We start from the raw sequence: 12,939 nt of genomic DNA, 5'->3' as shown, positions 1-12,939 counted from the left end.
CTTGGCGTTGTCGGTAGTCCCGGGCTCGGCTTCATAATCTACATAAAATAGAGTTTTCAACCGGCTGTAATCTATGGATTTATTATCCGGATTCATGCCGGGCGCTCGTGTTTCCGCGGATACCGCCGGAGATATGGAGCAAGAAACAAATTGACAAACCAACGGTTTTTTCTCATCGTGTGCCCACTCGATTCAAACGACTGTATGAATTTTGAATCGACGCATCGGGCAGTGACCGAAATCTCTCTGCATGAAAAGCCGCCCCGCGCCTGACGGGGAGGCGATTGGTGCAGTTCCAAACACAGACTGGAGATCAGTTGATGATTTACGAAGGTAAAGCCATCACGGTTAAAGAGATCGAAGGCGGAATCGCTCAGCTGAACTTCGACTTGCAAGGCGAGTCAGTCAACAAGTTCAATCGCCTTACCATCGAAGAGCTGGGAGCCGCCGCCGACAAGCTGAAGTCGTCAGACAGCATCAAGGGGCTGGTTGTCACCAGCGCCAAGGACAGCTTCATCGTCGGTGCCGATATCACCGAGTTCACCGACCTGTTCGCGGGTCCGGAAGAGGATCTGGTGGCCAATAACCTCAAGGCCAATGAGGTCTTCAACACCATCGAAGACCTGCCGTTCCCGACGGTGACCGCCATCAACGGCATGGCGCTGGGCGGTGGCTTCGAAATGTGCCTGGCGACGGACTACCGCGTCATGGACCCGAAAGCGAAGGTTGGTCTGCCGGAGGTCAAGCTGGGGATCTTTCCGGGCTTCGGCGGCACAGTTCGCCTGTCACGTCTGATCGGTGTCGATTACGCCATTGAGTGGATCTCCGGCGGTACCGAGAACCGCGCCGACAAAGCGCTCAAAGAAGGCGCCGTGGATGCCGTTCTGGAAGGCGACAAGCTGGTGGCGGCTGCCGTCGATCTGATCGAGCAGTGCAACGCCGGCAAGCTTGACTACAAAGCCCGCCGTGAAGAGAAGCAGGGCAAGATCAAGCTGAACCCGATGGAAAGCATGATGGCTTTCGAAATCTCCAAGGCGTTCGTGGCCGGCAAGGCTGGCAAGAACTACCCGGCGCCGGTGGAAGCCATCAAGGTGATGCAGAAGCACGCCAGCCTGACCCGCGACAAGGCGATCGAAGTCGAGGCCAAGGGCTTTGCCAAGATGGCCAAGACCAACGTTGCGGCATGCCTGGTCGGCCTGTTCCTGAACGATCAGGAGCTGAAGAAGAAGGCCAAGCAGTGGGAGAAGGAAGCCAACGACGTCAAGCTGACCGCAGTACTGGGTGCCGGCATCATGGGCGGCGGCGTGGCTTACCAGTCCGCGCTGAAAGGTACGCCGATCCTGATGAAGGACATCAACCAGGACGGCATCACCCTGGGCCTCAAGGAAGCCAAGAAGCTCCTGGCCAAGCGCGTCGACAAGGGCAAGATGAAGCCCGACCAGATGGCCGACGTCCTCAACAGCATTACGCCGACCCTGAATTACGGCGATTTCAAGAACGTGGACCTGGTTGTTGAAGCGGTTGTTGAGAATCCGAAGGTCAAGGATGCCGTGCTGCGCGAAACCGAAGACATGGTTCGCGAGGACGCTATCCTGACCTCCAACACCTCCACCATCTCCATCAACACGCTGGCGAAGAACCTGAAGCGCCCGGAAAACTTCTGTGGCATGCACTTCTTCAACCCGGTGCACATGATGCCGCTGGTTGAGGTGATTCGTGGCGAGAAGACCAGCGACAAAGCCGTTGCCACCACGGTCGCCTACGCCAAGGCCATGGGCAAGACACCGATCGTCGTCAACGACTGCCCGGGTTTCCTGGTCAACCGTGTCCTGTTCCCGTACTTCGGCGGCTTTGCCGGCCTGGTACGCGACGGCGCCGACTTCCAGAAAGTCGACAAGGTCATGGAGAAATTTGGCTGGCCGATGGGCCCGGCGTACCTGCTGGACGTTGTCGGCATGGACACCGCCAAGCACGCCAACGAAGTGATGGCCGAGGGCTTCCCGGACCGCATGAAGGACGAGAACAAGTCCGCGATTGATGTGATGTTCGAGAACGACCGTTACGGCCAGAAGAACGACAAGGGTTTCTACAAATACGAGACCGATAAGAAGGGCAAGCCCAAGAAGGTCGTCGACGAGGAAACCTACAAGCTGATCGAGCCGGTCGTTCAGGGCAGGAAAGACTTCGAGGAAGACGAGATCATCGCCCGTATGATGATTCCGCTGTGCCTCGAGACCGTCCGCTGCCTGGAAGACAACATCGTCGAAGCGCCGGCTGACGCCGACATGGGCCTGATCTACGGCATCGGTTTCCCGCCGTTCCGTGGCGGCGCCCTGCGCTACATCGACGATATGGGTGTCGACACCTTCGTCGAACTGGCAGACAAGTATGCAGATCTGGGTCCGCTGTATCACCCGACCGAGAAGCTGCGTGAAATGGCCAAGAATGGCGAGAAGTTCTTCGGCTAACCCTGAACGAGATTTCCGAACGGAGAAAGATCTATGAGCCTTAATCCGAGAGACGTTGTCGTCGTCGATTGCGTGCGGACTCCGATGGGTCGTGCCAAGAACGGATGCTTCCGCAACGTGCGAGCGGAAAACCTGTCGGCTGCGCTGATCGATGCCATTTTCGAGCGCAACCCGAACCTGAACCCGAAAGAAGTGGAAGACGTGATCTGGGGCTGTGTCAACCAGACCCAGGAGCAGGGCTTCAACGTGGCGCGTCAGATTTCCCTGATGACCCGTATTCCGCACGAATCCGCGGCCCAGACCGTCAACCGCCTGTGTGGCTCCGCGATGACCGCGATCCATACGGCGGCCCAGGCCATCCAGACCAACAACGGTGAGGTCTTCATGGTGGGCGGTGTGGAGCACATGGGTCACGTGCCCATGACCTCCGGTTTCGATCACAACCCGGCCGCGTCCAAATACTCCGCCAAGGCGTCCAACATGATGGGCCTGACCGCGGAAATGCTGGCCAAGATGCACGGCATCACCCGCGAGCAGCAGGATGCGTTCGGTGCGCGCTCCCATCGTCTGGCTCACGAAGCCACGGTGGAAGGTCGCTTCAAGAACGAGATCGTGCCGATCCAGGGCCATGACGAGAACGGCTTCGTGAAGCTGATCGAGGAAGACGAAACCATTCGTCCGGAAACCACGGCCGAATCGCTCGGCCAACTGCGTCCGGCCTTCGATCCGAAGAACGGTACCGTGACCGCCGGCACGTCATCCCAGCTGACCGACGGTGCGTCGGCGATGCTGATGATGTCTGCCGAGCGCGCCGAAGCCCTGGGCCTGACCCCGATCGCCCGGGTGCGCAGCATGGCCGTGGCTGGCTGCGATCCCGCGATCATGGGCTACGGTCCGGTTCCGGCGACCAAGAAGGCCCTCAAGCGCGCCGGTCTGTCCGTCGAGGACATCGACTTCTGGGAGCTGAACGAGGCGTTTGCCGGCCAGTCGCTGCCGGTCCTCAAGGACCTGAAGCTGCTGGACGTGATGGACGAGAAGGTGAACCTCAACGGCGGCGCGATCGCCCTGGGGCACCCGCTGGGCTGCTCCGGCGCCCGGATCTCGACCACGCTGCTGAACGTCCTGCAGGCCAAGGGCGGTACGCTGGGTGTGTCCACCATGTGTATCGGTCTGGGGCAGGGCATCGCCACCGTTTGGGAGCGCGTCTGATCCTTCAGGCCTGAAACCAGAAGCCCGGCACTTGCCGGGCTTTTTTGTTGGCGCGATTGGAGGATTGGCTTGTATAAATGAAGAGTGACCCAATGATGGGTTGTGCTGGGCATCTTGACCCTGTAAAACAGAGCACCTATAAAACCTGCGAGCGGTCTATGCCGCTAGCAGCCTGATTTTTAGCCAATATTGAGATGCACTGAAGAGCTGTCGTCGGAGTCGGGGATTTCGGACACCTGTTCAGTGCCTCTCGGGTTCAGTGTGTGACGCTCCCGTTGAGAAGGGAGCCGATTGAGGAAGCAGATTCCGCTATGGGAAAAAGTCTCGTCATTGTCGAGTCACCGGCAAAAGCGAAAACCATCAACAAATACCTGGGCGACGATTTCGTCGTGAAGTCCAGCGTCGGGCACATTCGTGATCTGCCGGTAAGCGGAAGCGGTTCCCAGACCGATCCCAAGGAGCGTGCCCGCCAGGCCGCCCAGACTCGCAAGATGAATCCTGAGGAAAAGGCGGAGTACAAGAAGCGCAAGGCCCGCGAGCAGCTGGTCAACCGCATGGGCGTGGACCCGGATCGTAACTGGGAAGCCAATTACGAAGTGTTGCCGGGCAAGGAAAAGGTCGTCAACGAACTCAAGCGTCTGGCCAAGTCCGCCGACCACGTTTACCTCGCGACGGATTTGGACCGCGAAGGGGAGGCGATTGCCTGGCACCTGCAGGAAACCATCGGTGGCGAGCCCGACAAGTACCGACGCGTTGTGTTCAACGAGATCACCAAGCGCGCTATCCAGGAGGCCTTCAAGGAGCCCGGGCAACTCGATCGCAATCGCGTGAATGCCCAGCAGGCGCGTCGCTTCCTCGATCGCGTGGTGGGTTATATGGTGTCGCCGCTGCTGTGGAGCAAGCTGGCGCGGGGGCTGTCAGCCGGCCGGGTTCAATCCGTTGCGGTCCGTCTGATCGTTGAGCGTGAGCGGGAAATCCGCACCTTTATCCCGGAAGAATTCTGGCAAGTCCACGCCGATCTGGCGGCGAAAGGCGTGAAGTCGCCGGTCCGCTTCGAAGTGGCGCGGGCCGATGGCAAGACATTCCGCCCGACCAGCGAGAAGGAAACCCAGGCGCACGTCGACAAGCTCAAGGCCGCCGCCTACCGGGTGGCCAAGCGCGAAGACAAGCCGACGCGATCGCGCCCGAACGCGCCGTTTATCACCTCGACACTGCAGCAGGCGGCCAGCAACCGCATGAGCTTCAGCGTCAAGAAAACGATGATGCTGGCACAGCGCCTCTACGAGGCCGGTTTTATCACCTATATGCGGACTGACTCCACCAACCTGAGTCAGGACGCCATCTCCAGCGTACGTGAGTACATTGGCAAGCAGTTCGGCGACAAGTACCTGCCGGACGCACCCCGTGTCTACGGCAGTAAAGAAGGTGCGCAGGAGGCTCACGAGGCCATCCGTCCCACCGATGTCCAGCGCCGGCCGGCCGATATCAAGGGCCTGGAAAAGGACGCTGAGCGGCTCTACGACCTGATCTGGCGCCAGTTCATCGCCTGTCAGATGGCGGATGCCGAGTTCACCAGCACCTCGATCACCGTGGAGGCCGACGACTACGAGCTGCGCACCCGCGGTCGCATCATCCGCTTCGACGGTTTCCTCAAGGCGGCGCCGCAGGCGTCCAAGAAGGACGAGGATGTTGCCCTGCCGGATATCAAGGTGGACGATAAGCTGGATCTGGCGAAACTGGATCCGACCCAGCACTTCACCAAGCCAGCGCCGCGCTACACGGAGGCGAGCCTGGTCAAGGAGCTGGAGAAGCGTGGGATTGGGCGCCCGTCCACCTACGCCTCGATCATCTCCACGATCCAGGATCGGGGCTACGTGAAGCTGCAGAATCGCCGCTTCTACTCGGAGAAGATGGGCGACATTGTGACGGATCGCCTGTACGAGTCTTTCTCCAACCTGATGGATTACGACTTTACGGCCCGTCTTGAGGAAGAGCTGGACGAGATTGCCGAAGGTGATATTGACTGGAAGAACGTCCTCAACGGCTTTTACGAGCGCTTCAGCCAGCAGTTGGAAGAGGCCGGCTCGGACGATGAAGGCGGCATGCGCGGCAATACGCCGACGGAAACCGACATTCCGTGCCCGACCTGCGAGCGTCCCATGCAGATTCGCGTCGCCAGTACCGGTGTCTTCCTGGGCTGCTCCGGGTATAAGTTGCCGCCCAAGGAACGCTGCAAAACCACGATCAACCTGGTGCCGGGCGACGAGGTGGTCTCGGCCGAGGACGACGTGGAAGGCGAGGGCGAGAGTCGCCTGCTGCGCAAGAAGCGGCGTTGCCCGAAGTGCGGTACCGCCATGGACAGCTACCTGATCGACGAAAAGCGCAAGCTGCACGTCTGTGGCAACAATCCGGATTGCTCCGGCTTCGAAGTGGAAGAAGGCACCTTCCGCATCAAGGGCTACGACGGGCCGACGCTGGAATGCGATAAATGCGGCTCCGAGATGCAGTTGAAGACCGGCCGCTTCGGCAAGTACTTCGGCTGCACCAACAGCGAGTGCAAGAACACGCGCAAACTGCTGCGCAATGGCGAGCCCGCGCCGCCCAAGATGGATCCGGTGCCGATGCCGGAGCTTCAGTGCCAGAAGGTGGACGACACCTACGTCCTGCGGGACGGCGCGTCAGGCCTGTTCCTGGCGGCGAGCAAGTTCCCCAAGAACCGGGAAACCCGGGCGCCGCTGGTGAAGGAGATCAAGCCGCATCGCGCTGAGATTGACCCCAAGTACCATTTCCTGGTCGATGCGCCGGAGAAAGACCCCGAGGGCAATCCCACGGTGATCCGCTACAGCCGCAAGACCAAGGAGCAGTATGTGATGAGCGAGAAGGACGGCAAGGCCACTGGCTGGAGTGCGTTCTACTCGAACGGCAAGTGGCAGCCCAAGGAAAAGAAGTAGGGCGCCAGGCCCTCTTGCGGCGACAGAGGTCGTCAGCTACTCCAGAAGAAAGAAAGGGCTCCGTGGGGCCCTTTCTTTTTGTCTGCTTTTGCCCGAAGCTGCGATGGGATGCTAGTCCAGATCGCCCAGTTTGCGCAGTCGTGCCAGCAGGCTCGAGGTGTCCCAGCGCTCGCCGCCCATGTTCTGGACATCGGCGTAGAACTGGTCCACCAGGGCGGTGACGGGCAATGTCACGCCGCGCTCCCGGGCTTCCGTCAGGCAGATATTCAGATCCTTTCGCATCCAGTTCACGGCAAAGCCGTGATCGTACTGGCCGTCGATCATGGTTCCGGCGCGGTTTTCCATCTGCCAGGACTGGGCGGCGCCCTTGGAAATGACGTCGATCACCTGACGTTGGTCAAGTCCGGACTTCTCGGCAAAGTACAGGCATTCCGACAGGCCCTGGACCAGGCCGGCAATGGCAATCTGGTTGACCATTTTTGTGAGCTGTCCCTTGCCTGGCTCGCCCATGCGGGTCACCGCCTTGCCGTACAGGTCCATCAGCGGCTGCGCTTTGTCGAAAGCTGCCTGTTCGGCGCCGCACATGACCGTCAGCTGCCCGTTCTCGGCACCTTGCTGGCCGCCGGACACCGGAGCGTCGATGAATGACTGGCCGCGCTCACGGGCAGCCTGGGCGACGTCCTCGGTGACCTGGGCTGACACGGTGGTGTGGTCGATCAGGATGGCTTTTGGCGGGGCGTTGGCGATGATGCCGTCCGGCCCCAGGTAGACTTCCCGCAGATCCTTGTCGGCGCCCACGCACGTCATGACGAAATCCGCTTCCCGCACGGCGTCGGCCACCCTGGAGCTGGTTTTTCCGGTGTAGTCCCGGGCCCAGGCCTCGGCCTTCGCGGATGTGCGATTGAAAACCGTGACGTCGTGCCCGCCTCTGGCGAGATGGCCGGCCATCGGATAGCCCATGACTCCGAGTCCAATAAAGGTAACCTTGAACGGCATAGTGCTTGACTCCCTGATCGATTGATCGCGTTGGTGTGCAGGTCGCGCGGTCGCTTTGCTGCAACGACGTTTGGTGCAACGAAAAAGGGCCGCACACTGTGCAGCCCTTTGGAACGTTGCCTGGCAAAGTGCTTACTTTGCAGGATAGTCGCGCTTGGATGAGCCGGTGTAAAGCTGGCGCGGACGGCCGATGCGGTAGTCGCCGCTGACCATTTCGTTCCAGTGGGAGAACCAGCCGATGGTCCGGGACATGGCAAAGATGACCGTAAACATGGAGGTCGGGATGCCGATGGCCTTGAGGATGATGCCGGAGTAGAAGTCCACGTTCGGGTACAACTTGCGCTCGACGAAGTAGGGGTCTTCCAGGGCAATCTGTTCCAGACGCTGGGCGATGCGCAGCAGCGGATCGTTCTCCAGGCCCAGCTCGGACAGGACTTCGTGACAGGTCTCGCGCATAACCTTGGCGCGCGGGTCGAAGTTCTTGTAGACCCGGTGGCCGAAGCCCATCAGGCGGAACGGGTCGTCCTTGTCCTTGGCCTTGGCGATGAACCGCTCGATGTTCGCTTCGTCACCGATCTCGGCCAGCATGTCCAGTACGGCTTCGTTGGCGCCGCCGTGAGCCGGTCCCCACAGCGCGGCAATGCCGGAGGCGATACAGGCGTAGGGGTTGGCGCCGGTGGAACCCGCCAGGCGTACGGTGGAGGTGGAGGCGTTCTGCTCATGGTCGGCGTGCAGGATGAAGATCTTGTCCATGGCCTTGGCCAGCACCGGATTGACCTTGTACTCCTCACACGGGTTGCCGAACATCATCTGCAGGAAGTTCTCGGCGTAATTCAGGTCGTTGCGCGGGTAGATAAAGGGCTGGCCGTTGGCGTACTTGTAACACCAGGCGGCGATGGTGGGCATCTTGGCAACCAGGCGATGGGCGGTGATTTCACGCTGCTCCTGGTTGGTGACGTCCATCTGGTCATGGTAGAAGGCCGACAGGGCGCCGACCACACCGCACATGATGGCCATGGGATGCGCGTCGCGGCGGAAACCGCTGAAGAAATGACGCATCTGGTCGTGGATCATGGTGTGGTGCTTGACGGTATCCCGGAAGCGGGCGTTTTCTTCTGCGGTGGGCAGCTCGCCGTTGAGGAGCAGGTAACAGACTTCCAGGTAATCGGAGTTGTCGGCGAGTTGTTCGATGGGATAGCCGCGGTGCAGAAGAACACCATTGGCACCGTCAATGTAGGTGATCTTGGACTCGCAGGCTGCTGTCGATACGAAGCCTGGGTCATAGGTAAAGACGCCTTCCTGGACGAGACTTCTGACGTCGATTACGTCCGGACCTTCCGTGCCTGCGTATACGGGCAGCTCAATAGACTTATCACCCACCGAAAGCTGTGCTTTCTTGTCGGTCATGGTGCTCTCCTATATCAGCATTTCCAGCGTTAGAAAGGTTTCCGGAAGCTTCGCAGCAGAACTGCCGGGCAGGGGATCACCCTGACCGCCGCCGGTTGCTCTCTTGAAAACGCATATTATTGCAACAACACACCGTCAGGTCACGGCCGTGAACGCCCGATAGGTTCAGGGCTCAGGGGCTGCTTGGGGGCAGCCGTGTGCGCTACTTGGTTATTCCGCAAAACCGTCTGATTTCGGGTTAGAGCCCCGCATTGGGCCCCTAAACAGTTTTTAAGCGTGGCGGCAAAATATAGGGACTTGGCTTTTGTTGTCAATGCATGGAACAGGATTTGGGCTTGATGTATATCGGCAGGAAGTTCTAGTTTGGAATAATTGTATAGGTAGTTTCCGAGATTAGCCCTTTGTCTTACAACGAATTTTAGCTACCTAACAATAAAGAAGAGCTATGGTGGGAATTGATTCTAACTGCCCGCTCGCCGTGGGGTTTCCCCCGGTTGCCCGTTTGTAATTCAGGGGGGCACTCCTTATAATCCGTAGCCCGGAATCGGGGACATGCCAGTCTGGAACGCCAATGACGACGTTTCGTCAGCGCCGTGTTCTCCCTCCATGTTCTTGTCGCAAAAGAACACCTAACTAGACCAACCATCCGTCCGAATTTGCACGCCTGTAGATCGGACAAAAAGAGAGTGTGAGAGAGCTGTGAATAGCAAACGACCAGTAAATCTCGATCTCAGCAAGTTCCATTTCCCATTGCCGGCGATCACCTCGATCCTGCATCGTATCAGCGGAATCATTATCTTTATCGGTATTGCGTTCATGCTGTACGGGCTGCAACTGTCTCTGTCCGGAGAGAGTGGCTTCAATGCGGTTAGCGACCTGCTGGACAGCTTCCTGGCGAAGCTGATTGTCTGGGGCCTCCTGTCAGCCCTTCTTTACCATCTGGTAGCCGGTATCAAGCACCTGATTATGGACATGGGCTACTGCGAAGAGCTCCAGTCCGGTCGTATGGCCGCCAAGGCCACCGTGGTTATTTCCGTTATTCTGATCGTTCTCGCGGGGGTTTGGGTATGGTAAACAGCGTAACCAACCTGGGTCGCAGTGGTGTTTACGACTGGCTGATCCAGCGTGTCACGGCCTACGTTCTGGCGCTCTACACGCTGTTCCTGCTGGGCTTTGTCCTGTTCACGAACGTGGATTACGCCAGTTGGGCGGGTCTGTTCAATCAAACCTGGTTCCGGATTTTCAGCCTTCTGGCGCTCCTTTCTATCGGTGCGCACGCCTGGGTTGGGCTCTGGACCGTAACGACTGACTATATCAAGGCGACCGCACCGCGTTTTCTGGCGCAGGCCTTCTGTGGTGTTGTGATGTTCGTCTATGTCGTTTGGGGTGTACAGATTCTCTGGGGGCTTTAATCCATGTCTAATATCAAGACTATTTCCTATGATGCCATCGTCATTGGCGGTGGTGGCTCCGGCATGCGTGCCGCGCTGCAACTGACCGAGTCGGGCATGAATACCGCCTGTATCACCAAGGTGTTCCCGACCCGTTCCCATACGGTCTCCGCCCAGGGCGGTATCACGTGCGCCATTGCCAGTGCCGACCCCAACGACGATTGGCGCTGGCACATGTATGACACCGTCAAGGGCTCCGACTACATCGGTGACCAGGACGCGATCGAGTACATGTGTTCGGTCGGTCCGCAAGCCGTTTTCGAGCTTGAGCACATGGGGCTGCCTTTCTCCCGTACCGAGAACGGTCGTATCTATCAGCGTCCCTTCGGTGGTCAGTCCAAAGACTATGGTAAAGGCGGTCAGGCGGCGCGTACCTGTGCCGCGGCGGACCGTACCGGTCACGCCCTGTTGCATACGCTTTACCAGGCCAACCTCAAGGGTGGCACGACCTTCCTGAACGAGTGGTACGCGGTCGATCTGGTCAAGAATGCCAAGAACCAGGTGGTTGGTGTCATCGCCATTGAGATCGAGACCGGTGAAGTTGCCTACATCAAGGCGAAGGCCACTGTACTGGCGACAGGCGGTGCCGGTCGTATTTATGCTTCCACCACCAACGCGTTGATCAATACCGGCGACGGTATCGGTATGGCGCTGCGCGCCGGTTTCCCGGTGCAGGATATGGAGATGTGGCAGTTCCATCCGACCGGTATTCACGGTGCCGGTACGCTGGTGACCGAAGGTTGCCGGGGTGAGGGTGGTTACCTGATCAACTCCGAGGGCGAGCGCTTCATGGAGCGCTATGCGCCGAACGCGAAGGATCTGGCGGGTCGTGATGTGGTTGCTCGCTCGATGGTTATCGAGATTCTCGAGGGCCGCGGCGTGGGGCCCGACAAGGATCACGTCCTGTTGAAGCTGGATCACCTGGGTGAAGAAACCCTGAATCTGCGTCTGCCGGGCATCTGTGAGCTGTCGCGGACCTTCGCACACGTGGATCCGGTCAAAGAGCCGATCCCTGTTGTTCCGACCTGCCACTACATGATGGGTGGTATCCCGACTAACGTCGGCGGCCAGGCGATCAGCCAGGACGAAAACGGCAACGACGTCTTCATCGAGGGTCTGTTTGCCTGTGGCGAGGCGGCCTGCGTGTCGGTTCACGGCGCCAACCGTCTGGGCGGCAACTCGCTGCTGGATCTGGTTGTGTTTGGTCGTGCCGCTGGCCTGCATATCGAGAAGCAGCTGCGTGAAGGTTCTGATGTCCTCGAGCCGACCGAAGAGGAAATCAAGCGTGCCATGGCTCGTCTTGACCGCCTCAACAGCACGACCGAAGGTGAGAGTGTTGCCGAGGTTCGCAAAGACCTGCAGAGCACCATGCAGCTTTACTTCGGCGTCTTCCGCGACGGCGAGAGCATGGAAAAAGGTCTCAAGAAGCTGGATGAGCTTGGCGAGCGGGTTCGCAACACCAAGCTGACCGATCGCAGCAATGCCTTCAACACTGATCGTGTCGAGGCGCTTGAACTGGACAACCTGTACGAAGTTGCTTATGCCACCGCGGTTTCAGCCATCGAGCGTAAGGAAAGTCGCGGCGCCCACGCGCGGAACGACTTTACCGAGCGTGACGACGAAAACTGGCTGAAGCATTCGCTGTACTTCCCGCTCGAGAAGCGTGTAGGTAAGCGTGATGTGAACTTCGCGCCGAAAACGGTTGATACATTCCAGCCGAAGATTCGGACCTACTAAGGGGGTGACGCAGAGATGTTGGTAAGCGTATATCGGTATAATCCCGAAACTGACAATGCGCCTTACATGCAGGATATTGAACTGGAAATTCCTGCCGGTAAGGATCTGATGGTGCTGGATGTCCTGAACCTGCTGAAGGAAAAGGATCCGTCACTGGCCTATCGTCGCTCCTGCCGCGAAGGCGTCTGCGGTTCCGACGGCCTCAACATGAACGGGAAAAACGGCCTTGGCTGTATCACCCCGATCTCGGAAGTCGTCAAGAAGAACAAGCTCGTGATCCGCCCGCTGCCGGGTCTGCCGGTGATGCGCGACCTGGTGGTCGACATGAGCCTCTTCTACAAGCAGTATGAGAAAATCCAGCCGTACCTGATCAACCATGATCCGGAACCGGCAATCGAACGCCTGCAATCCCCGGAAGAGCGGGAGAAGCTGGATGGCCTGTACGAGTGTATCCTCTGTGCGTGCTGCTCCACTTCCTGTCCGTCCTTCTGGTGGAATCCGGACAAGTTCGTTGGCCCGGCCGGCCTGCTGCAGGCCTATCGGTTCCTCGCCGATAGTCGTGACCAGGCCCAGGAAGAGCGTCTGGCCAATATCGACGATCCGTTCAGTGTGTTCCGGTGCCGTGGCATCATGAACTGCGTCAGCGTGTGTCCCAAGGGGCTGAATCCGACCAAGGCGATTGGTCATATTCGCAGCCTTCTGCTTCAGCGGGCCACCTGA

General features: G+C 59.1%; 9 protein-coding genes. 7 read left to right on the top strand and 2 right to left on the bottom strand.

What is annotated here, in order from left to right; translation table 11 throughout:
* The first annotated feature begins 320 nt into the window (after positions 1-320).
* The 3 genes from fadB (at position 321) to topA (ending at position 6,628) form a co-directional block, all read left to right on the top strand.
* A complete protein-coding gene (gene fadB / locus DKK67_RS11020) occupies positions 321-2,468 on the top strand; it encodes a fatty acid oxidation complex subunit alpha FadB (protein ID WP_111496386.1) in 2,148 nt (715 codons plus the stop codon).
* A gap of 33 nt (positions 2,469-2,501) precedes the next feature.
* Positions 2,502-3,677 (top strand): acetyl-CoA C-acyltransferase FadA, encoded by a 1,176-nt coding sequence (fadA, locus tag DKK67_RS11015; RefSeq protein ID WP_111496385.1) that lies wholly within the window; start codon positions 2,502-2,504, stop codon positions 3,675-3,677.
* A 311-nt stretch (positions 3,678-3,988) separates the two neighbouring features.
* Positions 3,989-6,628: a type I DNA topoisomerase gene (gene topA, locus DKK67_RS11010; protein ID WP_111496384.1), complete on the top strand. Its 2,640-nt coding sequence runs from the start codon at positions 3,989-3,991 to the stop codon at positions 6,626-6,628.
* A 111-nt stretch (positions 6,629-6,739) separates the two neighbouring features.
* On the opposite strand, the gene DKK67_RS11005 is transcribed toward topA, so the two are convergent.
* Together DKK67_RS11005 and gltA are read right to left on the bottom strand one after the other, a co-directional pair.
* A complete protein-coding gene (locus DKK67_RS11005) occupies positions 6,740-7,624 on the bottom strand; it encodes an NAD(P)-dependent oxidoreductase (RefSeq protein WP_111496383.1) in 885 nt (294 codons plus the stop codon).
* A 132-nt stretch (positions 7,625-7,756) separates the two neighbouring features.
* Positions 7,757-9,031 carry a citrate synthase gene (gene gltA, locus DKK67_RS11000; protein ID WP_111496382.1) on the bottom strand — a complete coding sequence of 425 codons (1,275 nt, stop codon included), beginning with the start codon at positions 9,029-9,031 and terminating at the stop codon, positions 7,757-7,759.
* Between the two features lie 699 nt (positions 9,032-9,730).
* Between gltA and sdhC the strand changes: the two genes are divergently transcribed.
* The 4 genes from sdhC to DKK67_RS10980 are packed head-to-tail and all read left to right on the top strand — an operon-like array spanning position 9,731 to position 12,939.
* Positions 9,731-10,105 carry a succinate dehydrogenase, cytochrome b556 subunit gene (gene sdhC / locus DKK67_RS10995; protein WP_111496381.1) on the top strand — a complete coding sequence of 125 codons (375 nt, stop codon included), beginning with the start codon at positions 9,731-9,733 and terminating at the stop codon, positions 10,103-10,105.
* Positions 10,099-10,443 carry a succinate dehydrogenase, hydrophobic membrane anchor protein gene (sdhD, locus tag DKK67_RS10990; RefSeq protein WP_111496380.1) on the top strand — a complete coding sequence of 115 codons (345 nt, stop codon included), beginning with the start codon at positions 10,099-10,101 and terminating at the stop codon, positions 10,441-10,443. The genes sdhC and sdhD overlap by 7 nt, the downstream gene beginning before the upstream one ends.
* Before the next feature lie 3 nt (positions 10,444-10,446).
* Positions 10,447-12,219, top strand: a complete 1,773-nt coding sequence (gene sdhA / locus DKK67_RS10985; RefSeq protein ID WP_111496379.1) for a succinate dehydrogenase flavoprotein subunit — start codon at positions 10,447-10,449, stop codon at positions 12,217-12,219.
* Between the two features lie 15 nt (positions 12,220-12,234).
* Entirely contained in the window at positions 12,235-12,939 is a 705-nt protein-coding gene (locus DKK67_RS10980) for a succinate dehydrogenase iron-sulfur subunit (RefSeq protein WP_111496378.1), read from the top strand.

The sequence above is a fragment of the Marinobacter bohaiensis genome (genome assembly GCF_003258515.1).
In the GTDB taxonomy this organism is placed as follows: Bacteria; Pseudomonadota; Gammaproteobacteria; order Pseudomonadales; family Oleiphilaceae; genus Marinobacter_A; species Marinobacter_A bohaiensis.
Note: the sequence above shows the minus strand (reverse complement) of the source record. Positions and strands in the feature narration are given on the sequence as shown.

Coding starts and splice junctions, on each gene's coding strand:
- fadB (WP_111496386.1), top strand. CDS start 321: ATGATTTACGAAGGTAAAGCCATCACGGTTAAAGAGATCGAAGGCGGA.
- fadA (WP_111496385.1), top strand. CDS start 2,502: ATGAGCCTTAATCCGAGAGACGTTGTCGTCGTCGATTGCGTGCGGACT.
- topA (WP_111496384.1), top strand. CDS start 3,989: ATGGGAAAAAGTCTCGTCATTGTCGAGTCACCGGCAAAAGCGAAAACC.
- DKK67_RS11005 (WP_111496383.1), bottom strand. CDS start 7,624: ATGCCGTTCAAGGTTACCTTTATTGGACTCGGAGTCATGGGCTATCCG.
- gltA (WP_111496382.1), bottom strand. CDS start 9,031: ATGACCGACAAGAAAGCACAGCTTTCGGTGGGTGATAAGTCTATTGAG.
- sdhD (WP_111496380.1), top strand. CDS start 10,099: ATGGTAAACAGCGTAACCAACCTGGGTCGCAGTGGTGTTTACGACTGG.
- sdhA (WP_111496379.1), top strand. CDS start 10,447: ATGTCTAATATCAAGACTATTTCCTATGATGCCATCGTCATTGGCGGT.
- DKK67_RS10980 (WP_111496378.1), top strand. CDS start 12,235: ATGTTGGTAAGCGTATATCGGTATAATCCCGAAACTGACAATGCGCCT.